Origin of the sequence: Bradyrhizobium sp. SK17, from assembly GCF_002831585.1 — a bacterium.
GTDB lineage: Bacteria > Pseudomonadota > Alphaproteobacteria > Rhizobiales > Xanthobacteraceae > Bradyrhizobium.
The window spans coordinates 5,154,416-5,175,971 of sequence record NZ_CP025113.1; the positions used below are offsets into that span (position 1 = coordinate 5,154,416).

The window sequence follows — 21,556 nt, forward strand, 5'->3', positions numbered from 1 at the left end:
AACGACCGTATCTATATCGCACGAAATCGCAGCAAATTCAATGAAATGCGGATTTCATGCGCAAACCATAGCACAGTCGCTTGCGAAGCCAAGAAAAAAACGTATGATCGTTTAATTGCAAGATGAATCTCATGGGAGGGATCATGGCCTCGAACCGGGCGGCAATCTTCAATTTCGACCTTGGCGAGACCGCGGATGCGATCCGCGAGACGGTGCATGATTTCTCGTCCAACGAGATCGCGCCGCGCGCCGCCGAGATCGATCGCTCCAACACCTTTCCGCGCGACCTCTGGCCCAAGATCGGGGCGCTCGGCCTGCATGGCATCACGGTCGAGGAGGAATATGGCGGCTCGGGCCTCGGCTATCTCGAGCATTGCATCGCGGTCGAGGAGATTTCGCGGGCATCGGCCTCGGTCGGGCTGGCCTATGGCGCGCATTCCAATCTTTGCGTCAACCAGATCCGCCGCAACGGCAACGAGGCGCAGAAGCGCAAATATCTGCCCAAGCTGATCTCCGGCGAGCACGTCGGGTCGCTGGCGATGTCGGAGCCCGGCGCCGGCTCGGACGTGGTCTCGATGAAGACCCGGGCTGACAAGAAGGGCGACCGCTACATCCTCAACGGCAACAAGATGTGGATCACCAACGGTCCGCACGCCGAGACGCTGGTGGTCTACGCCAAGACCGACCCCAATGCCGGCCCGCGCGGGATGACTGCTTTCATCATCGAAAAGGGCATGAAGGGATTCTCCACCGCGCAGAAGCTCGACAAGCTCGGCATGCGCGGCTCCGACACCTGCGAACTGGTGTTCGAGGATTGCGAGGTGCCGGAGGAGAACGTGCTCTCCGAGGTCGGCCGCGGCGTCAACGTGCTGATGTCTGGCCTCGACTATGAGCGCGCGGTGCTTGCGGCCGGGCCGATCGGCATCATGCAGGCCTGCATGGATGTCGTGCTGCCTTACGTGCACGAGCGCAAGCAGTTCGGCGAGCCGATCGGGTCGTTCCAGCTGGTGCAGGGCAAGATCGCCGACATGTACACCACGATGAACGCCTCGCGGGCCTATGTTTACGCGGTGGCGAAGGCCTGCGACCGCGGCGAGACCACCCGCGAGGACGCTGCCGGCGCGATCCTCTATGCCGCGGAGAAGGCCACCCAATGCGCGCTGGATGCGATCCAGCTGCTCGGTGGCAACGGCTACATCAACGAGTATCCGACCGGCCGGTTGCTGCGCGACGCAAAACTCTACGAGATCGGCGCCGGCACCAGCGAAATCCGCCGCATGCTGATCGGCCGCGAGCTGTTCGCCAAGACGGCCTGAGCTTCGTGCCAGCGATCGCGCCGCGGCGCGTTCGCTCGACGTCCCCGATCTTGTCAGCTCCTCCAACGAAACGTGCAACACCGATGCCGCTTCATTCGACGATCGATCCGACATCTTCCGAATTCGCCCACAACGCCGAGGTAATGCGCGGCCTGGTCGCGGAGCTCCGCGACAAGCTCAACCAGGTGGCCGGCGGCGGGGGCGAGACCTCGCGCAAGCGCCACACCTCGCGCGGCAAGATGCTGGCGCGCGACCGCGTCGATCTCCTGGTCGACCCGGGCACCGCCTTCCTCGAATTGTCGCCGCTCGCCGCCAACGGCCTTTATGGCGGTGACGTGCATTCGGCCAGCGTCATCACCGGCGTCGGACGCATCGCGGGCCGCGAATGCATCATCGTCGCCAACGATGCCACCATCAAGGGCGGCACCTACTATCCGATGACGGTGAAGAAGCACCTGCGCGCCCAGGACATCGCGCGGCAGAACAATCTGCCCTGCGTCTACATGGTGGATTCCGGTGGTGCCTTCCTGCCGTTGCAGGACGAAATCTTTCCCGACGAGCGGCATTTCGGCCGCATCTTCTACAACCAGGCCCAGATGTCGTCGCAGGGCATCCCGCAGATCGCGATCGTGATGGGCTCGTGCACTGCGGGCGGCGCCTACGTGCCGGCGATGTCGGACGAGAGCATCATCGTGCGCAATCAAGGCACCATCTTCCTCGGCGGTCCGCCGCTGGTGAAGGCTGCAACCGGCGAAGTCGTCACCGCCGAAGAGCTCGGCGGCGCCGATGTCCATTCCCGTCAGTCGGGCGTGACCGACCACTACGCCCAGAATGACGCCCACGCGATCGGCATCGCACGCCGCATCGTCGGCACGCTGAAGCAGCCGGTGAAGGCACCGCTCAACATGCGCGCCGTCCAGGAGCCGCTGTTTCCTGCCGAGGAGATCTACGGCGTGGTCTCCGCCGACGGCCGCAAGCCGTTTGATGTGCACGACATCATCGCGCGGATCGTCGACGGCTCTGAATTCGACGAGTTCAAGAAACTCTACGGCACCACGCTGATCTGCGGCTTCGCCCATATCTGGGGCTATCCGGTCGGTATCATCGCCAACAACGGCATCCTGTTCAGCGAGAGCTCGCTGAAGGGCGCACATTTCATCGAGCTATGCTGCCAGCGCGGCATTCCCTTGGTGTTCCTGCAAAACATCACCGGCTTCATGGTCGGCAAGAAATACGAGGCAGGCGGCATCGCGCGCGATGGCGCCAAGCTGGTGACGGCGGTCGCGACCGCCGGCGTGCCGAAATTCACCGTCGTGATCGGCGGCTCCTACGGCGCCGGCAATTACGGCATGTGCGGCCGCGCCTACAGCCCGCGCTTCCTCTGGCTGTGGCCGAACGCCCGCATCTCGGTGATGGGCGGCGAGCAGGCCTCAATGGTGCTGAGCCAAGTCAAGCGCGACGGCATCGAGGCCAAGGGCGAGAGCTGGTCGGCGGAAGAGGAAGACAAGTTCCGCGAACCGATCCGTGCCCAGTACGAGAAGCAGGGCAATCCCTATTACGCCACCGCGCGGCTGTGGGACGATGGCGTGATCGATCCCGCCGACACCCGCCTGGTGCTCGGGCTCGGATTGTCGGCCGCCGCCAATGCGCCGATCGAGCCGACCAAATTCGGCCTGTTCAGGATGTGAGCCAAGGATCTGATCATGGACCGCTCAAAACTCTACCGGCGCTTCCGCACGCTGCTGATCGCCAACCGTGGCGAGATCGCCTGCCGCGTCATCCGCACGGCGCGCGCCATGGGGCTGCGCACCGTCGCCGTCTATTCCGAGGCTGACCGCGACGCCATGCATGTCGCGCTCGCCGACGAGGCCGTGCTGCTCGGGCCCGCGCGGGCGCGTGACAGCTATCTTGATATCGAACGTGTGATCGCAGCGGCAAAGGAGACCGGCGCCGAAGCGGTGCATCCCGGCTACGGCTTCCTCTCCGAGAATGCCGAATTCGCGCAGGCCTGCCTCGACGCAGGTCTGGTGTTCGTCGGCCCGACCGCCGGGATGATGACGGCGATGGGCTCGAAGTCCGGTTCGAAGGCACTGATGGAGAAGGCCGGCGTGCCGCTGGTGCCCGGCTATCACGGCGAGGCGCAGGACGAGGTGATCCTGGCGGACGCCGCCAACCGGATCGGCTTCCCGGTGCTGGTCAAGGCATCGGCCGGCGGCGGCGGCCGCGGCATGCGCGTGGTCAATGCGGCGGCGGAGCTGTCGGCCGCGATCACCAGCGCCAAGCGGGAGGCCAAGGCGGCGTTCGGCGACGACCGCATGCTGATCGAGAAATACGTCCAGAACCCGCGGCATATCGAGGTGCAGATCATCGGCGACAGCCACGGCAATCTGCTGTCGCTGTGGGAGCGCGAATGTACGCTGCAACGCCGCCACCAGAAGGTGATCGAGGAAGCGCCGTCGCCGACCCTGAACGCCGCGCAGCGCGACACCGTCTGCGAGGCCGCGCGCAAGGCCGCCGGCGCAGTCAATTATGTCGGCGCCGGCACGATCGAGTTCGTCTCCGACGGCAAGGACGTGTTCTTCATCGAGATGAACACCCGTTTGCAGGTCGAGCATCCCGTGACCGAACTGATCACCGGCGTCGATCTGGTCGAATGGCAGCTCCGCGTCGCGTTCGGCGAGGCGCTCCCGCTGAAGCAGAACGAGATCAAGCTGAACGGGCATGCCATCGAGGCGCGCGTCTATGCGGAGAATCCGCAGAAGAACTTCATGCCTTCGGTCGGCCGCATCAAGACCTGGCGGACGCCGCCGGAAGGCGATGGCCTGCGCATCGACGCCGGCTACCGCAGCGGCGATAGCGTCTCGCCATACTATGACGCGATGCTCGCCAAGGTGATCGCCTGGGCGCCGACCCGCGAAGGCGCGATCGAGAAGCTCAATCGCGGACTGGAACAGACCGACGTCCGCGGCATCGTCACCAACATCCCATTCCTGTCGGCGCTGGTGACGCATCCGGCGACGAGGGCCAATGCGATCGACACCGGCTTCATCGAGCGCGAGCTGAAAAACCTGACGGCGGGGCAGGGTGCTGCCGGCGAGTTCGAGCTGTGCGCGGCGGTGGCCGCGATCGTCGACGACGAGCGCAAGGCGTCACGGCGTGAGGCCAGTTCGCCGTGGCAGGCGTTTGGCTGGATGCCGGTCGGCCGCCGCCAGCGGGTGTTTTCGCTCCGGCAGGGCCACGAGCCACCACTGACCATCACGTTGCACTATGGCAGCGGACCGTCGACACTATCAATCGGCGGCCGCGAGCTTCCCTTCGCGATCTCGTCGTCCGACGACGACGGCTTCGACCTGACGCTGAACGGCGTCAAGTCGCGCATCGCTTCTGTGATCGAGGGCCACGAGCTTTATTTGCGCACTCGCAATGGCCGCTTCGACCTGCACTGGGTCGATCCGTTCGGCGGCGAAAGCGAGGAGCAGGTCGGCGAGGACAAGATCGTGGCTCCCTTGCCCGGCACCGTGGTGGCGCTGCTGGCCGAGGAGGGCGCCACCTTGGAGAAGGGCGCGCCGATCCTCACCTTGGAAGTGATGAAGATGGAGCAGACCTTGCGCGCGCCCTACGCGGGTGTGCTCAAGAAGCTCAAATGCAAGGTCGGCGACATCGTCGGCGAGGGCGTCGAGCTTGCGGAAGTGGAGCCTGCGGCCGCGTCATGAGCGATCAGGTCAGGATCATCGAGATGGGGCCGCGCGATGGCCTCCAGAACGAGAAGACGCCAGTCGGCGTCGAAGCGCGCATCGCCTTCGTCGAGGCGCTGGTGGCGGCGGGGCTCGGCACCGTCGAGGTCGGCGCCTTCGTGTCGCCGAAGGCGATCCCGCAGATGGCGAACTCCGACCAGGTGCTGCGCGGCGTCGGCCATATCAAGAACGCCGAATTCCACGTGCTGGTGCCGAACGAGAAGGGCTACGACGCCGCGCGTGCGGCTGGTGCTCAAGTAGTCTCGGTATTCGCGGCTGCATCGGAAGGCTTCTCACGCGCCAATATCAACTGCTCGATCGCGGAGTCGATCGAACGCTTCCGGCCGGTGCTGGCGCGTGCCAAGGCCGATGGCGTCAAGGTGCGCGGCTATATCTCCTGCGTGCTCGGCTGCCCGTTCGATGGCGAGATCAAGCCCAAGGCAGTGGCCGACCTCGCGGTGACCCTGTGGGATCTCGGCTGCTACGAAATCTCGCTCGGCGACACCATCGGCGTCGGCACGCCGCTCAAGGCCAAGGCGATGCTGCGGGCGGTCGGTGCCGAGCTTCCGGTCGCCAACCTTGCGATGCACTTCCACGATACCTACGGCCAGGCGCTTGCCAATCTCTATGCCGGCATGGAGCAGGGCGTTCGCGTCATCGATTCCGCTGCCGGCGGCCTCGGTGGTTGTCCGTATGCGCCCGGCGCCACCGGCAACGTCGCAACGGAAGACGTCGTCTACATGCTGGAAGGCATGGGTGTGGAGACCGGCGTGGATATGGACTGGCTGCTCGCTGCGACCAATGAGATGGCCGGCTTGCTCGGCCGCCCAGCGGTCAGCCGCGTTGCCTCTGCGCTGAATGCGAAGCGGGCGCGGCTGAGCGCGTGAGGCGCATCGCAGCGCCGGTAAGGTAAACCGAACAATCCTTCGAAGCGCGGTTGATCTCGTCGCGCGGCGCTGCCGGCCGATCGTGCGGCATAACAACGCATGACTGCGCTTTCGTCGTCCTCGCCGGTAACCACTGCTGTGCAAAGACCATCCGCCGCTTTGACAGGCATTTGGTTTTCTGCCAAATCGCGCGCGGAATTTAAATACTCAGAGGGTTAAATGTTTCGGGTTAAATCTTTAATGGCGGCCGCGTTCGGATTGATTGTTACGGCCACCTCGACGGTTCCGGCGAAGGCCGTTTTGGTCGACTACGGCGTCACCTTCAGCAATTGGTCTGGAACTTCTGTCGGCACCGGCGTCCTGGTGTTGGACTTGCCGTCGTTTCCGACGACCGGTCCGATCAACTGGACCAGCCTGCCGAACCCGATCTTCTCGAGCCTGAGCGCGACCTTCGGAACGCTGAATTTCGAGCTGACGAATTCGAACATCGCCTTTGGCGGTCTGCAGGGCGCGCATGTGTGGCCGCAGTCCTCGAATCCGGATTCCAGCCATCTGTCGATCGCCGTCACCCAGTCGCAGACGGGCCTGCTGCCCGGAGCGGCGTATCTCGCCCTCTATAACGGCTGGGACAATGATGGAAGTTTCGAGATCAAGCACGTCGCCGGAAGCGATACGCTGAGCGGCAAATACTCATTGGGCGCTCCAAGCCTTCACGCTGTCGGTGCCGTGCCGGAGCCTTCGACCTGGGCGATGATGATCCTCGGATTCTGCGGGCTGGGCTTCCTCGCTTATCGCAAGCGCAGTCAGGCGTCCTCGCTTCCCGCCGCCTGATCATCAGCGTCAACGAGCCACAGAGAGACCGCCTTCGGGCGGTCTTTTTGTTTGTGGTGACGTGCAAAACAAACGCGTCATCAGCGTCGTGCCTGGCGTCTTTTTGAATGGCGTGCGCGGAGTGAGAATTCGTCGCTATCGGCGAGGCAGAGTCATACCTTTGAACGAGCATTATGCAGCAAATTGGTGGAGCTCCGTTTTTGACGAGCATTTGAATTCGAGTTAATCGTGATTTTTTCAGGGAGCATAAGAACAATGAACAAATCCAGACTGATTGCGCTTGCTTTGATGGTACTCGCCTTCGCTGGCGTTACGCAGCGCGCTGATGCGATGGTGGTAACTTACAATCTGTCTCTCACTCCGACCGATGGCTCTCCCTATAGCGGGTCCGGTTTGCTGACCCTGGATCGGCCGGTTGCGACGAGCGGGCTCGATACGATCGCTGCCGCTGATATCACCGGGCTGACCTTCACGATCGACGGCCACACCTTCGGGTTCGGTATTCCGAAGTTCACCCTTGTCACGGTTCAGTTTCTCAACGGAGCCCTTTACGACATCACGTCGAGCGGGTTCTCGACCGACAACTACGTCAGCCTGTTCACGACCGCGGTGTATTCCTACTACGACATGCACACCGGCCACGGCAGCAACGGCGTGCTGACCGCGACCCTTGCGGCTACGCCGGCGGTCCCCGAGCCGTCCACCTGGGCGATGCTGATCCTGGGCTTCGCGGCCGTCGGCTTCATGGCCTATCGTCGCCGCAACGCGCCGGCTGCGGCCTGATCTTCGATCGCGCCTCGGGATGAGCTCCGCAGAGACCGCCTTCGGGCGGTCTTTTCACGTGTGGCCCTCCACAACGCCGGGCTCGACGGATGGAACCGTCTTCACAGCGCGGCCTTTGGCAGTTCCCGAAAAAATCCTCTGAAACCGTTCATGGCTTGGTGACTCAAAGGTGCTGATGTGAGGGGGCTCGCAATTGCTCCTGGTGGTCTTGCCATGTCCGGACAGGTGTCAGCTTCCCGCGGCCGAACGTTCTTGGCCGGAAAGATCGTCTTCAACTTCGGTCGCTCCGCTTTTGATTGCACAATCCGGCAGCTCACCGATGCGGGAGCCACCGTGGAACTCGAAACCACGATCGGCATTCCCGACAACGTTCAGCTGCTGATCGTCGGCAGCAATCAGGTCAAGCCGTGCAAACGGCTGTGGCAGTCGGACCGCCAGCTCGGCCTTGCCTTTGAGGAGCAGCGGACGAACGCTGCGGGTCCGGTGCCGGCCGCTTCCGCCTCGGCAGCCATTCTGGAACGGCGCGGCGGCGATATTCTGCGCGGGCACATGTTGGCGCTGCGCGCGGCGCTCGATCAGATCCCGGTCGGCATCCTGCTGCTGGACACGGAGCTGAAGGCCCTGTTCATCAACCGCGCGTTCCGGAACATGTGGGCGCTTCCGGACGCGGTGGCCGACCGCAATCCCAGCTTCACCGATCTGATGCATCACGGCTGCAAGACGATGGCCTATGAGCTGCCGGCCGAGCAGCTCGAAGCCTATGTTGCAGAGCGCGTCCGTCTCATCAGCGTCGGGGACGTCCACCCGATCGATCTCAGGCGCAGCAATGGCGACGTGGTTCGCTGTCAGTGCACGCCGTTGCCCGACGGCGGCCGGATGGTCAGCTACACGCCGGTGACCGACATCGTGCGCGCGTCGGACAAGCTGAAGGTGCTGACCGGTGCGCTCGAGAACGTCGAAGACGGCGTCGTCCTGCTCGACCGCGATCTCAATGCGATCTTCCTCAATCGGAGAATGCGGGAATTCTGGCAGGTGACCGAGGAGGAGGTTGCGCGGCATCCGGCCTACGTCACGCTGCTCACGCGCAATCGCCGCGCGGTCCCGGCGGACGCGACGCTGGAGCAGATCAAGGCCTTTCCGGCGAAGCGGATCGCGGAGATCAAGGCAGGCGACCACAAGCGCGACGTCCAGACGCCGGACGGCCGCAATATCAGGGTGCATTGCTCGACGATGGCAAACGGCGGCCGGATGCTGACCTTTGTCGACGTCACCGATCTCGTCCGCAATGCACGACAGCTCGAGGTGCTCGCGACCACGGACCCGCTCACCGGACTGTTCAACCGCCGCCAGTTCCTGACGATGACGGATGCCGAGTGGAGCCGGTTCCAGCGCTACTATCGTTCGTTATCGGTGCTGATGGTCGATATCGATCACTTCAAGAGCGTCAATGACCGGTTCGGTCATGCGGTTGGTGACGAGGCGATCAGGGCGGTCGCCGACGTCTGCGTTCGCGGCAAGCGCAAGTCGGACATCGTTGGCCGTGTTGGAGGCGAGGAGTTCGCGGTCCTGCTGCCGGAGACGACGTTGTCGCGCGCCCGAACTGTCGCGGAGCGCATTCGCAAGAGGGTGGAGGGCCTGACATTGACCGCGGAGGGTCGCCCGGTGCAACTGACGGTGAGCGTCGGCGTTGCCGAGGCCATCACGAGCATGCCCGGGGTCGATGCGTTGATGAAGGCGGCCGACGCCGCGCTCTATCAGGCCAAGGAAGGCGGCCGCAATCGCACGCAATGCTGGATGCCTCCAGCGCCACCAAAGCTGGCGGCGGAGTAGGGCTTGCGCCTCGGAGTGATGGCGGTGTTGCTGGGGGACGACCTGACCGGCCTCTGTTTTTCAGGGAACTCAATCACAACTCAGGCGAGTTCCGTTATTAAGCAGCAGCTTTAAGGCGGCCCTGTTCAGGCGCGCGTCAGGTTCCCATAAGGACCGATAATACATGGTTGCGCGCAGGCCACGATTGTTGCGATTTCGCAACATCATCCCAACATTTAACCCTAAAAGCAGTCAGTTGGCAGTTGCGCCGCTTTTTAGCCACACCCCGACATGAAAGGATATTCACATAGTTGAACAACCAGCGCTCGCGACGACGGGACATTTTCATGGGTTCCGGCGTTGATGGAGGAAAGAGCGCCGGGAACAGGGTCGCGATGGACGCCAAGACGAACATCAAGGGCAGGCTACCGAGCCGTCACGTGACGGAAGGGCCGCAGCGCGCACCGCATCGGTCCTATCTTTATGCCATGGGACTGACGACAGCCCAGATTCATCAACCCTTTGTCGGCGTTGCTTCATGTTGGAATGAAGCTGCTCCCTGCAACATCTCGCTGATGCGCCAGGCGCAGGCGGTAAAGAAGGGCGTGGCCTCGGCCGGCGGTACGCCGCGCGAATTCTGCACCATCACTGTGACCGACGGCATCGCGATGGGCCATGACGGCATGCGCTCGTCGCTGCCGTCGCGCGAATGCATCGCCGATTCGGTCGAGCTGACCGTCCGCGGCCATTCCTATGATGCCTTGGTCGGCCTCGCCGGCTGCGACAAGTCGTTGCCGGGCATGATGATGGCGATGGTCCGGCTCAACGTGCCCTCGATTTTCATCTATGGCGGCTCGATCCTGCCGGGCAATTTCCGCGGCCAGCCGGTGACCGTGCAGGACATGTTCGAGGCGGTCGGCAAGCATTCGGTCGGCGCCATGTCGGACGAGGACCTCGATGAGATCGAGCGGGTGGCGTGCCCGTCGGCCGGCGCCTGCGGCGCCCAGTTCACCGCCAACACGATGGCGACCGTGTCCGAGGCGATCGGCCTCGCGCTGCCGTACTCGGCCGGCGCACCGGCGCCCTATGAGATCCGCGACTCCTTCTGCGCCGCCGCCGGCGAGAAGGTGATGGAGCTGATCGAGAAAAACATCCGGCCCCGCGACATCGTCACCCGCGAAGCCCTTGAGAATGCTGCGGCCGTTGTTGCAGCCTCCGGTGGCTCGACCAATGCTGCACTGCACCTGCCGGCGATCGCCCATGAGTGCGGCATTAAATTCAATTTGTTCGACGTCGCCGAAATCTTCAAAAAGACTCCTTACGTCGCGGATTTGAAGCCGGGCGGCCGTTATGTTGCCAAAGACATGTTTGAAGTAGGTGGCATTCCGCTGCTGATGAAGACGCTGCTCGACAATGGCCACCTGCACGGGAATTGCCTGACCGTCACTGGCCGAACGATCGCTGAAAACCTCAAAAGCGTGAAATGGAATCCGCACCAGGACGTGGTGCGGTCCGCCGACAATCCGATCACCGTCACGGGTGGCGTTGTCGGGCTGAAGGGTAATCTCGCTCCGGAGGGTGCGATCGTGAAGGTCGCGGGCATGTCGAACCTGAAGTTTACCGGTCCCGCCCGGTGCTTCGACCGCGAGGAAGACGCCTTCGAGGCGGTGCAGAAGCGCACCTACAAGGAAGGCGAAGTGATCGTGATCCGCTACGAGGGGCCGAAGGGCGGTCCCGGGATGCGGGAGATGCTGGCGACCACGGCGGCGCTGACCGGGCAGGGGATGGGCGGCAAGGTTGCCCTGATCACCGATGGCCGGTTCTCGGGCGCCACCCGTGGCTTCTGCATCGGACATATTGGACCTGAAGCGGCTATCGGCGGGCCGATCGGGTTATTGCAGGACGGCGACATCATCGAGATCGATGCTGACGTCGGCACCCTTAACGTAAAATTGAGCGACGCCGAGCTCGCAGATCGTAAGACCAAATGGGCCCCTCGCGCGACTAACCACACATCTGGTGCGCTGTGGAAATATGCCGAGCAAGTGGGGCCGGCGGTGGATGGCGCAGTCACCCATCCGGGTGGCGCGCACGAGAAACAGTGTTATGCGGACGTTTAGGCGTACGATTTTTGCGTTTGCGTTAGGGGCCATTCCGGTGGCGGGCCCTGGATTCGGATTCGATGGTGCCCCGGTCAACCCGCAGGATACCGTCCTTCCGGTGGTCGCACCGCAGCCGGGCGGAGCCGCCGCCCTCAAGCGGGCCGCAACGCCGGTTGCTCCGGTGGCGACCGATCCGAGCTCCTCGATCAGCACGTTGCAGTATCAGGCCGAGGGCGGTCACCCGGTGGCGCAGTGGAAGCTCGGCAAGATGTACGCCGAGGGCGATGGCGTCATCCAGGACGACATGCGCGCCTTCGAATATTTCAGCCGGATCGCCAATGCGCATGCCGAGGATTCGCCGTCGGCGCCGCAGGCCTCCATCGTGGCCAACGCCTTCGTGGCGCTCGGCCGCTACTATCTGAGCGGCATCCCCAATTCCAAGGTCAAGGCGGACACCGAGCGGGCGCGGGAGATGTTCTCCTATGCTGCATCCTATTTCGGCAATGCCGACGCCCAGTACGACCTAGCCCGGCTGTACCTGAAGACGCCGGACGCCTCACGCGACGACTTCCGCTATGGCGCCCGCTGGCTCGGGCTCGCCGCCCAGAAGGGCCAGCACCAGGCCCAGGCGCTGCTCGGCCAGATGCTGTTCAACGGCGACCGGCTGCCGCCGCAGCGGGCGCGCGGCCTGATGTGGCTGACCTTGGCGCGTGACAGCGCGACGCCGGACGAGGCCTGGATCAAGGAAAGCTACAACCGGGCGATCGCCAAGGCCTCCGAGGACGATCGCGCCATGGCGTTGCAGATGCTGGAGCACTGGGTGCAAGGCCGCCGCGACTGATCTTGCTTGCGGTGGTGGGGCTTCAGGCGACCTCGAAATCGAGATCGGCCCAGACCGGAACGTGGTCGGACGGCTTCTCCCAGGCCCGCACATAGCTATCGATGCCGACATCGATCAGCCGGTCGCTCGCCTGAGGTGACATCAGGAGATGGTCGATGCGCAGACCCCAATTCTTCTGCCAGGCGCCCGCCTGGTAGTCCCAGAAGGTGTACTGGCCGGGCTCATCATTGACCGCCCGCAGCGCGTCGGTCAGTCCGAGGCCGAGCAGCGACTGGAAGGCCTCGCGAGTCTGAGGGCGGAACAGGGCGTCGTCGACCCAGGCAGCCGGATTGTAGACGTCGCGGGCCGCCGGAATGACGTTGAAGTCGCCGGCCAGGATCAGCGGCTCCTCGGCCTTCAGTCGTTCCCGCGTGTAGTTAAGAAGCCGCGACATCCACTTGAGCTTGTAGGGATATTTGTCGGTGTTGGCGGGATTGCCATTGGGCAAATAAAGACACGCCACCCGCACCACGCCCTGTTTCAACGTGACGACGCCCTCGAGGAAGCGGGCGTGGCTGTCCTCGTCGTCGCCGGCGAGGCCCGATTTGGTCTCATCGAAGGGCAGCTTCGACAATAGCGCAACGCCGTTGAAGGTCTTCTGGCCGTGGGTAACGACATTGTAGCCGAGCGCCTCGACCTCGAGCCGGGGGAATGCGTCGTCGACGCATTTGATCTCTTGCAGGCAGACGATGTCCGGCGAACTCTCCTTCAGCCAGGCAACCAGGAGTTCGATCCGTTGCCGGACCGAGTTGACGTTCCAGGTGGCGATACGAACGGTCATCGGACGTCCTTTGTTATCTCATGGGGCCTTCGCGTCGCTCGGCGCGCCGCCTAGGCCAAGCGCTTCCGCATCTCGATGTGTGGGATGCCGGCTTCCTCGAACACGTCGCCGACACACTCGAAGCCGGCGCGCGCATAGAACGGCTCCGCGTGCGTCTGCGCGTTGAGGATCAGTTCGGGATAGCCGAGTTCGGCCGCCTTGGCCATCAGCGCGTCCAGCACCTGGGCACCCACGCCCGTGCCGCGTGCCATTTTGAGCACAGCCATCCGGCCGATATGGCCGTCAGGCAGCAGCCGGCCGGTCCCCACCGCGGCCCCGTCCGTGGTCAACGCCAGTGCGTGCCAGCTCGACCTGTCCATATCGTCCCACTCCAGCTCGAGCGGCACGCCCTGTTCCTCGACAAAGACGCTGATGCGGATGGCCCCGGCGCGTTCGCGCGCCGCTTCCCAGGTGCAGATCAGGATCGTGGCAGGCATGAGATGGGCGCGCTTGTCCGGGGGCGGACCAAAGGCCGCACTATTTCACTTAGGTGGCATACCATGGGCGATCGGCGTGTGCTAACTCTCCAGAAACAAGGCGTAACAATTGCCGACGGGGGAGTTACGACGCGTCCCGGCCTTCAAGGGAGGCCGGCGCCGCACGTGCCAGGCTTATGAAAAAACGCAATTTGGTTCTGACTGCCGCCATTCTCGGCATTGCTTCCGGGGTGGCCTACATGACCCGCTCGTCATGGACGGGTGCTGGCTCCGCCACCGCGCTAGGGACCCCGCAGCCGCGGGTCGTCTCGGTGAACCTGGCCAAGGCGGAACGCAAATCGGTTCCGGTCGACGTCGATGCGATCGGACAAGTGACCCCGATCTCCAGCGTAGCGCTGAAGTCGCGGCTCGAGACCACCATCGTCTCGGTGCATTTCGAGGACGGCGCCAGGGTCAATGAGGGCGACCTGCTGTTCATGCTCGACGCGCGGCAGATCGACGCCCAGATCGAGCAGGCCGAGGGCGTGCTGGCCCGCGACCAGGCCCAGCTCGAGGGCGCGCAGCGCGATCTTCGCCGCTATACCGAGCTGGTCGGCAAGGGCGCGACCACCCAGGTCAATCTCGACAACGCCAAGACCCAGTCCGATGTCCTGATCGGCACCATCAAGGCCGACCAGTTCGCGCTGGAGAACCTCCGCGTCCAAAAGAGTTACACCGTGATCCGCGCGCCGTTCGCGGGACGGATCAGTGCCGCCAACGTCAAGGTCGGGAACTTCGTCCGTCCCGCCGACACCCAGCCGCTCGCGGTGATCAACCAGATGGCGCCGGTCTATGTCACCTTCGCGATCCCGCAGCGGGCGCTGGTCGACCTGCGCGACGCCATGAAGGGCGGCGATCCCAAGGTGGTCGCGACCATTCCCGGCCACCAGCGCTCCGAGAGCGGCAAGGTCGCGATGGTCGAGAACGCCGTCGATGCGACCACCGGCATGGTCACGGTGCGCGGCATCATGAACAATGCGAGCGAGACGCTGTGGCCCGGCACCATCGTGCAGACCAAGCTGATCATCCGCAGCGAGGACGCGGTCGTGGTGCCGACGGTCGCGGTGCAGCGCAGCCAGAACGGCAATTTCGTCTTCGTCGTCCAGGACGGCGTCGCCAGGGTCCGTCCGGTCAAGGTCGATCGCACCTTCCAGGGCTCATCGGTGATCTCAGACGGTTTGGCGGGCGATGAAAGCGTCGTGGTCGACGGCCAATTGTTGCTGTCTGAAGGATCGCGGGTCGAACTGCGGACGAGCAAGGCCGGAGCCTGATCGATGACGCTCTCCGAGCTCTGCATCCGCCGCCCGGTCATGACGACGCTGATCACGGCGTCGATCATCGCATTCGGCGTGTTCGGCTTCCGCCTGCTGCCGGTCTCGGCACTGCCCAAGGTGGATTTCCCGACGATTGCGGTCACCGCGACCTTGCCAGGCGCCAGCGCCGACACCATGGCCGCCTCGGTCGCCGGCATCATCGAACGCCAGCTCTCGACCATCGCCGGCATCTCCTCGATGTCCTCGAACTCGTCGCAGGGCACCAGCGTCATCACCATCCAGTTCGACCTCAACCGCAGCATCGATGCGGCCGCGCTCGACGTGCAGACGGCGCTGACGATCGCGCAGCGCAGGCTGCCGATCGAGATGACGATCCCGCCGAGCTTCCGGAAAGTGAACCCGGCAGATTTCCCGGTGCTGTTCGTCTCGCTGGGGTCGGCGACGCTGCCGCTGTCGAGCGTCAACGAGTACGGCGACATCACGATCGGGCAGGCGCTGTCGCAGCTGCCCGGCGTTGCGCAGGTCCTGATCTACGGTGCGCAGAAATTTGCGATCCGGGTCCAGGCCGATCCGGAGGCCGCCGCCGCCCGCGGTGTCTCGATGGAGGATATCCGCGCCGCGGTGTCGCGGGCCAATTCCTCGACCCCGGTCGGCACGCTGAACGGCCCCAAGCAGGATGTCGCGCTGCAGGCTTCCGGCCAGATGGACAAGGCGGCCGACTACCGCCAGATCTACGTCGCCTGGCGCAACGGCTCGCCAGTCCGCCTCGACGAGATCGCCAAGGTCTATGACAGCGTCGAGAACGACAAGATCGCGACCTGGATGAACGACGAGCGGGCGATCGTGCTCGCGATCCAGAAACAGCCCGACGCCAATACCGTCGCGGTGGTCGATGCCGTGCTCGCGAAGCTGCCGTCGCTGCGCGCCGCGATCCCGCCCTCGGTGACCATGCAGGTCATGATGGACCGTTCGGTCTCGATCCGGCAGGCGGTCAGCGACGTCGAGGAGACCCTGCTGATCGCGATCGCGCTGGTGATCCTCGTGATCTTCCTGTTCCTGCGCTCGGCATCGGCGACCTTCATTCCGGCGCTCGCGGTGCCAATCTCGCTGTTCGGCACTTGCGCGGTGATGTACGCGCTGGACTACTCGATCAACAACATGACGCTGCTGGCGCTGACGCTCTCGGTCGGTTTCGTGGTCGACGACGCCATCGTCATGCTGGAGAACATCGTCCGCCATATCGAGCACGGCATGAAGCCGTTCGAGGCGGCGCTGAAGGGCGCCCGTGAGATCGGCTTCACCATCATCTCGATCACCTTCTCGCTGATCGCCGTATTCATCCCGGTGCTGCTGATGGGCGGCATCGTCGGCCGCGTGTTCCGCGAATTCGCGGTCACCATCTCGGTCGCGATCATCGTCTCCGGCTTCGTGTCGCTGACCTTGACGCCGATGCTGTGCGCCCGCGTGCTGCGCGCGCATGACGCGGCCAAACGGCCGAACATCGTGCTGCGGGCGTTCGAGGCGATGTTCGAGGCCTGGCTGCGGGCCTATGAATGGGCGCTGGACTGGGTGTTGGCCAGGAAGGCCCTGATGCTCGCGGTGACGCTCGCGACGCTCGGCGGCACCTTCTATCTCTACATGCTGGTGCCGAAGGGCTTCTTCCCGCAGGAGGACACCGGCTTCCTGATCGGCGTGACGGAGGCGGCGACCGACACCTCGTTCGAGGCGATGAAGGTGCGCCAGCAGGCGCTGGTCGAGGTGCTGCGGACCGATCCGGCGATCGACTATGTGAATTCCACCGTCGGCTCCGGCGGTCCCAATCCGACCACCAACTACGGCCGGCTGTTCATCGCACTGAAGCCGCAGAAGACCCGCGACAATGCCAGCGTCGTGATCGGCCGGCTGCGTCAGAAGGCGCGCGAGATTCCGGGCATGCAGGCATTCTTCCAGAGCGTGCAGAACCTCAACATCGGCGGCCGCATCTCGAAGAGCCAGTATCAGTATGTGATGCAGAGCGGCGACACCGAGTCGCTGTACCGGTTGGCGCCTGAGATGCGCGACAAGATCGAGAAGATCCCGGGCCTGCTCGACGTCACCACCGATCTTTACATCAAGAACCCGCAGATGACGGTCGACATCGACCGCGAGAAGGCGGCGGTCTACGGCGTCACCGTCGATCAGGTCCGCAACCAGCTCTACAACGCCTATGGTTCGCGGCAGGTCGGCACCATCTACATGCCGTCGAACGACTACCAGATCATCCTGGAGGTGCAGCCGCAATTCCGGGTCGATCCGTCCGACCTGTCAAAACTCTACATGAAGACCGGGAGCGGCCAGACCATCCCGCTCGACGCGGTGGCACGGCTGGTGCCGACGGTCGGCCCGTTGCAGATCAACCACCAGGGCCAGCAGCCGGCGGTGACCATCTCGTTCAATCTCGCGCCGGGCAATTCGCTGGGCTATGCGGTCGACAAGATCACTGAGCTCGAGCAGAATTCGAACCTGCCGCCGACGATCGCGACCGGCTTTTCCGGCACCGCGCAGGTGTTCCAGGATTCGCTGCGCGGGCAGGGCGTCCTGATCCTCGCCGCGGTGTTCGCGGCCTTCGTGATCCTCGGCATCCTCTACGAGAGCTTCATCCATCCGATCACCATCATCTCGGGCCTGCCGTCGGCCGGCATCGGCGCGATCCTGACGCTGATGCTGTTCGGCATGGAGCTGTCGGTGATTGCGATGATCGGCATCGTGATGCTGGTCGGCATCGTCAAGAAGAACGCGATCATGATGGTCGACTTCGCGCTGGAGCGCCGCCGCGTCGGCTTGAGTGCCGAGCACGCGATCCGCGAGGCGGCGTTGCTGCGTTTCCGCCCGATCATGATGACGACGTTCGCGGCGATCTTCGGCACGCTGCCGATCGCGCTCGGCGCGGGCGCCGGCGCCGAGCTGCGTCAGCCGCTCGGCGTCGCCGTGGTCGGCGGCCTCTGCGTGTCGCAACTGTTGACGCTGTTCATCACGCCGGTGATCTATATCTATCTGGACCGCATCGACCGCAAGTTGCGGCGCAAGCTCGACCCGCAGGCAGACGCCACCGGTGACGTCGATCGCCCGCAGGTGGTCGCGGCGGAGTAGGTGGAGGCGGCTAGATCGAAAAGCTGGTGCCGCAGCCGCAGGAGGCGGTCGCGTTCGGGTTGACGACGCGGAACGAGGCGCCGATCAGGTCGTCGACGAAGTCGACTTCCGAGCCCGCGAGGAACGGGACCGAGGCGGGATCGATCAGCACCACGGCGCTGTCGCGCTCGATCACCAGATCGTCATCGGCCTGGGTGCGTTCGACGTCGAACTTGTACTGGAAACCGGAGCAGCCGCCGCCCTCGACCGAAATGCGCAGCTTGGCGCCGTCGCCTTCCTTGCTGAGGATCTGCCCGATACGGCGGGCGGCCCGTTCGCTGACAGTGATGGCAGCAGTCATGTTCGGTCTCCGAAACCCTGTTTGAGCGCGATCTGATCGGATCATGCCCGGCGTCATACCCAATTCATTTGGTCCGCCGCCTCAGACATAGTTAAGTGCGTCGGACCATGGAATCAAATGGATAAGGACTAAAATACTGTGTCGGTCGGAATGGCTGCCCCCCGCGCGCCTTATGCCTGCGACCCCGACCGCAGCCGGGGCCGGCTGGTCACGGAGCCGCCGAGCCGGACCCGCAGCCCGTTCCGGCGCGACTGCGACCGGGTGATCCACTCGACCGCGTTCCGCCGCCTCAAGCACAAGACCCAGGTGTTCGTCTTCCACGAGGGCGATCATTACCGCACCCGGCTGACCCATTCGCTGGAGGTCGCGCAGATCGCCCGCGCGCTGGCGCGCCAGCTCGGCGTCGACGAGGATCTGACCGAGACGCTGGCCCTCGCGCACGATCTCGGCCACCCGCCGTTCGGGCATGCCGGGGAGCGGGCGCTCGACGCATGCCTGAAGGATGATGGCGGCTTCGACCACAATGCGCAGACGCTGCGGGTCGTCACCTCGCTGGAGCACCGCTATCCCGAGTTCGGCGGGCTCAACCTGACCTGGGAATCGCTCGAGGGCATCGTCAAGCACAACGGGCCGCTGACCGAGCGCAACGGCGCACCGGCCGGGCGCTACCGGGAGGGCGGCATTCCGGTCGGGATCGCCGACTACAACAAGACCTACGACCTCGAGCTCTGGAGCTATGCCTCGCTCGAGGCGCAGATCGCGGCCTTCGCCGACGACATCGCCTATGATGCGCACGATATCGACGACGGCCTGCGCGCCGGCCTGTTCGCGGTCGACGACCTCAAGGAGATGCCGCTGACCGCTGAGATCATCGCCGCGATCGACCGGCACTATCCCGATCTCGACGAGGTCCGGCGCGGCGCCGAACTGGTCCGTCAGTTGATCTCGCATTTCATCAATGGCGTGTTCACGGAGGCGAGCCGGCGGCTTGCGGCGGCCCAGCCGCAATCCGCCCACGACGTCCGCAACCACAATACTCCGCTGATTGCGTTCCCGTCCGACGTGGCCGGGCAGGAGGCGGCGATCAAGGCGTTCCTGTACCGGCGGATGTATCGCCACCAGCGGGTGATGCTGGTGATGCGGGAGGCGGAGCAGGTGGTGCGCAATCTGTTCGAGCGCTACCGGCAGTCGCCGGAAGATTTGCCGGCGGAATGGGTCGAGGGGAGCGCGGAGGAGACCGCCAGCGCGCGGAACAGGCGGATCGGCAATTTCATTGCCGGGATGACCGACCGTTTCGCCCTGATCGAACACCAAAGGCTTTTTGACTCGACCCCGGATTTGCGTTAGCGCCCTGCCATGGCCGACACCACTGCTTCACCGCACCTCTTTGCCGACATGCTGACGCGCGTGCACGCGATCTGTGCCGCGGTCGCCGCCGAGGACAACTGGCCCGCGGGCATCGATCTGACGCGCGTCGTGGTGGAGCCGCCGCGCGACGCCAGCCATGGCGACATGGCGACCAATGCCGCGATGGTGCTCGCCAAGGATGCCAAGGCCAAGCCGCGCGAGCTCGCCGACAAGATCGCCGAGCGGCTGCGCGCCGATGCGCTGGTGGCCTCGGTCGACGTCGCCGGGCCCGGCTTCATCAATTTGACCTTGAAGCCGCAGGTCTGGGCGGACGCGCTGCGCGCCGTGCTGGCCGCCGGCTCCGCTTACGGACGCAGTGACATCGGCAAGGCCGAGAAGGTCAATGTCGAATACGTCTCGGCCAATCCGACCGGGCCGATGCATGTCGGCCATTGCCGTGGCGCCGTGTTCGGCGACGCGCTGTGCAGCCTGCTGCAATTCGCGGGCTACGACGTCTGCCGCGAATACTACATCAACGACGCCGGTGCGCAGGTCGACGTGCTGGCACGCTCGGCGTTTCTGCGCTACCGCGAGGCGCTGGGGCAGGACATCGGCGCGATCCCGGAAGGGCTTTACCCCGGCGATTACCTCGTGCCGGTCGGCGAAGCGCTCGCCAAGGAGCATGGCGAGAAGCTGCTCGACATGAAGGAAGCCGAGTGGCTGCCGATCGTGCGCGACAAGGCGATCGCCATGATGATGGAGATGATCAAGGGCGATCTCGCCGCGCTCAACATCCATCACGACGTGTTCTTCTCCGAGCGCTCGCTGATCACCTCGGGCAACAACAAGGTCGCCGAGACCATCGACTTCCTGCGCGCCAAGGGCGACATCTATGAGGGGCGCCTGCCGCCGCCGAAGGGCAAGCCGGTCGAGGATTACGAGGACCGCGAGCAGTCGCTGTTCCGCGCCACCGCCTATGGCGACGACGTTGATCGGCCGCTGATCAAGTCGGACGGTTCGTACACCTATTTCGCATCCGACATCGCCAACCATCGCAACAAGTTCGAGCGGGGCTTCACCAACCTGATCGACGTGTTTGGCGCCGATCATGGCGGCTACATCAAGCGCATGCAGGCAGCCGTGAAGGCCGTGACCGCGGGCAAGGCCGTGCTCGACGTCAAGATCGTGCAGCTCGTGAAGCTGCTGCGCGACGGCGAGCCGGTGAAGATGTCGAAACGGTCAGGCGATTTCGTCACGCTGCGTGAGGTCGTCGACGAGGTCGGCTCCGACGCCGTCCGGTTCATGATGCTGTTCCGCAAGAACGATGCGGTGCTCGATTTCGACCTCGCCAAGGTGATCGAGCAGTCCAAGGACAACGCCGTCTTCTACGTCCAGTACGGCCACGCCCGCGGCCACTCGATCTTCCGCAACGCGCGGGAGGAAGCGGTTCCGGACCTGCCCGAGACCGACGACGCCCGGCTGGCCTATCTCCGTAGTGCTGCGGTCGAACGGTTGACCGATCCGGCCGAGCTCGATTTGCTGAAGCGGCTTGCGCTTTATCCGCGGATGATCGAGGCTGCGGCGGCGGCACATGAGCCGCACCGAATCGCTTTTTATCTATATGATTTGGCCAGTGAATTTCACGCGCTTTGGACGAGGGGGCGGGATTTGCCCTATTTACGCTTCATTATCAATAATGATGCAGAGATCACGAGGGCGCGACTGGCAATGGTTCAGGGCGTCGTCTCGGTTCTGGCATCGGGCTTAGCTGTACTAGGCGTCCACGCTCCGACCGAGATGCGGTAGGCAGGGGCATTAGGCCCTCACG

General features: G+C 64.3%; 14 protein-coding genes and 2 pseudogenes. 13 read left to right on the forward strand and 3 right to left on the reverse strand.

Annotated features, from left to right (window positions below; genetic code table 11):
* Positions 1 to 143 precede the first annotated feature (143 nt).
* The 9 genes and pseudogenes from CWS35_RS23645 (at position 144) to CWS35_RS23685 (ending at position 12,303) form a co-directional block, all read left to right on the forward strand.
* Positions 144 to 1,316 (forward strand): isovaleryl-CoA dehydrogenase, encoded by a 1,173-nt coding sequence (locus tag CWS35_RS23645; protein WP_100954043.1) that lies wholly within the window; start codon positions 144 to 146, stop codon positions 1,314 to 1,316.
* A gap of 83 nt (positions 1,317 to 1,399) precedes the next feature.
* Complete coding sequence (locus CWS35_RS23650) at positions 1,400 to 3,004, forward strand: carboxyl transferase domain-containing protein (RefSeq protein ID WP_100954045.1); 1,605 nt, start codon at positions 1,400 to 1,402, stop codon at positions 3,002 to 3,004.
* A gap of 15 nt (positions 3,005 to 3,019) precedes the next feature.
* Entirely contained in the window at positions 3,020 to 5,029 is a 2,010-nt protein-coding gene (locus CWS35_RS23655; RefSeq protein WP_100954047.1) for an acetyl/propionyl/methylcrotonyl-CoA carboxylase subunit alpha, read from the forward strand.
* Positions 5,026 to 5,937 carry a hydroxymethylglutaryl-CoA lyase gene (locus CWS35_RS23660; RefSeq protein ID WP_100954049.1) on the forward strand — a complete coding sequence of 304 codons (912 nt, stop codon included), beginning with the start codon at positions 5,026 to 5,028 and terminating at the stop codon, positions 5,935 to 5,937. The genes CWS35_RS23655 and CWS35_RS23660 overlap by 4 nt, the downstream gene beginning before the upstream one ends.
* Before the next feature lie 714 nt (positions 5,938 to 6,651).
* A pseudogene (locus CWS35_RS40670) lies at positions 6,652 to 6,768 on the forward strand (PEPxxWA-CTERM sorting domain-containing protein); the annotation flags it as partial.
* A 675-nt stretch (positions 6,769 to 7,443) separates the two neighbouring features.
* Positions 7,444 to 7,551, forward strand: a pseudogene (locus tag CWS35_RS40675) (PEPxxWA-CTERM sorting domain-containing protein); the annotation flags it as partial.
* 333 nt (positions 7,552 to 7,884) lie between these two features.
* Entirely contained in the window at positions 7,885 to 9,381 is a 1,497-nt protein-coding gene (locus tag CWS35_RS23675) for a sensor domain-containing diguanylate cyclase (protein ID WP_245438635.1), read from the forward strand.
* Between the two features lie 374 nt (positions 9,382 to 9,755).
* A complete protein-coding gene (gene ilvD, locus CWS35_RS23680; protein ID WP_024578330.1) occupies positions 9,756 to 11,480 on the forward strand; it encodes a dihydroxy-acid dehydratase in 1,725 nt (574 codons plus the stop codon).
* A complete protein-coding gene (locus CWS35_RS23685) occupies positions 11,467 to 12,303 on the forward strand; it encodes a tetratricopeptide repeat protein (RefSeq protein WP_168226369.1) in 837 nt (278 codons plus the stop codon). Before ilvD ends, CWS35_RS23685 begins: the two co-directional genes overlap by 14 nt.
* A 22-nt stretch (positions 12,304 to 12,325) precedes the next feature.
* On the opposite strand, the gene xth is transcribed toward CWS35_RS23685, so the two are convergent.
* Together xth and CWS35_RS23695 are read right to left on the reverse strand one after the other, a co-directional pair.
* Positions 12,326 to 13,123, reverse strand: a complete 798-nt coding sequence (xth, locus tag CWS35_RS23690; protein WP_100954057.1) for an exodeoxyribonuclease III — start codon at positions 13,121 to 13,123, stop codon at positions 12,326 to 12,328.
* Between the two features lie 50 nt (positions 13,124 to 13,173).
* Positions 13,174 to 13,599, reverse strand: coding sequence for a GNAT family N-acetyltransferase (locus tag CWS35_RS23695; RefSeq protein ID WP_100954059.1), 426 nt, complete (start codon positions 13,597 to 13,599; stop codon positions 13,174 to 13,176).
* Positions 13,600 to 13,775: 176 nt separating this feature from the next.
* Here CWS35_RS23695 and CWS35_RS23700 point away from each other — a divergent pair, with 176 nt between their 5' ends.
* Together CWS35_RS23700 and CWS35_RS23705 are read left to right on the forward strand one after the other, a co-directional pair.
* Complete coding sequence (locus tag CWS35_RS23700; protein ID WP_100954061.1) at positions 13,776 to 14,909, forward strand: efflux RND transporter periplasmic adaptor subunit; 1,134 nt, start codon at positions 13,776 to 13,778, stop codon at positions 14,907 to 14,909.
* A gap of 3 nt (positions 14,910 to 14,912) precedes the next feature.
* Positions 14,913 to 18,041 carry an efflux RND transporter permease subunit gene (locus CWS35_RS23705; protein ID WP_024578325.1) on the forward strand — a complete coding sequence of 1,043 codons (3,129 nt, stop codon included), beginning with the start codon at positions 14,913 to 14,915 and terminating at the stop codon, positions 18,039 to 18,041.
* Positions 18,042 to 18,051: 10 nt separating this feature from the next.
* On the opposite strand, the gene erpA is transcribed toward CWS35_RS23705, so the two are convergent.
* Complete coding sequence (gene erpA, locus CWS35_RS23710) at positions 18,052 to 18,381, reverse strand: iron-sulfur cluster insertion protein ErpA (protein ID WP_021081206.1); 330 nt, start codon at positions 18,379 to 18,381, stop codon at positions 18,052 to 18,054.
* Positions 18,382 to 18,519: 138 nt separating this feature from the next.
* Here erpA and CWS35_RS23715 point away from each other — a divergent pair, with 138 nt between their 5' ends.
* Both CWS35_RS23715 and argS read left to right on the forward strand, forming a co-directional pair.
* Positions 18,520 to 19,728, forward strand: a complete 1,209-nt coding sequence (locus CWS35_RS23715; protein WP_100954063.1) for a deoxyguanosinetriphosphate triphosphohydrolase — start codon at positions 18,520 to 18,522, stop codon at positions 19,726 to 19,728.
* Positions 19,729 to 19,737: 9 nt separating this feature from the next.
* Positions 19,738 to 21,534, forward strand: coding sequence for an arginine--tRNA ligase (gene argS, locus CWS35_RS23720; protein WP_100954065.1), 1,797 nt, complete (start codon positions 19,738 to 19,740; stop codon positions 21,532 to 21,534).
* The last annotated feature ends 22 nt before the right edge of the window (positions 21,535 to 21,556 follow it).

Coding starts and splice junctions, on each gene's coding strand:
- CWS35_RS23645 (WP_100954043.1), top strand. CDS start 144: ATGGCCTCGAACCGGGCGGCAATCTTCAATTTCGACCTTGGCGAGACC.
- CWS35_RS23650 (WP_100954045.1), top strand. CDS start 1,400: ATGCCGCTTCATTCGACGATCGATCCGACATCTTCCGAATTCGCCCAC.
- CWS35_RS23655 (WP_100954047.1), top strand. CDS start 3,020: ATGGACCGCTCAAAACTCTACCGGCGCTTCCGCACGCTGCTGATCGCC.
- CWS35_RS23660 (WP_100954049.1), top strand. CDS start 5,026: ATGAGCGATCAGGTCAGGATCATCGAGATGGGGCCGCGCGATGGCCTC.
- ilvD (WP_024578330.1), top strand. CDS start 9,756: ATGGACGCCAAGACGAACATCAAGGGCAGGCTACCGAGCCGTCACGTG.
- CWS35_RS23685 (WP_168226369.1), top strand. CDS start 11,467: ATGCGGACGTTTAGGCGTACGATTTTTGCGTTTGCGTTAGGGGCCATT.
- xth (WP_100954057.1), bottom strand. CDS start 13,123: ATGACCGTTCGTATCGCCACCTGGAACGTCAACTCGGTCCGGCAACGG.
- CWS35_RS23695 (WP_100954059.1), bottom strand. CDS start 13,599: ATGCCTGCCACGATCCTGATCTGCACCTGGGAAGCGGCGCGCGAACGC.
- CWS35_RS23700 (WP_100954061.1), top strand. CDS start 13,776: ATGAAAAAACGCAATTTGGTTCTGACTGCCGCCATTCTCGGCATTGCT.
- CWS35_RS23705 (WP_024578325.1), top strand. CDS start 14,913: ATGACGCTCTCCGAGCTCTGCATCCGCCGCCCGGTCATGACGACGCTG.
- erpA (WP_021081206.1), bottom strand. CDS start 18,381: ATGACTGCTGCCATCACTGTCAGCGAACGGGCCGCCCGCCGTATCGGG.
- argS (WP_100954065.1), top strand. CDS start 19,738: ATGGCCGACACCACTGCTTCACCGCACCTCTTTGCCGACATGCTGACG.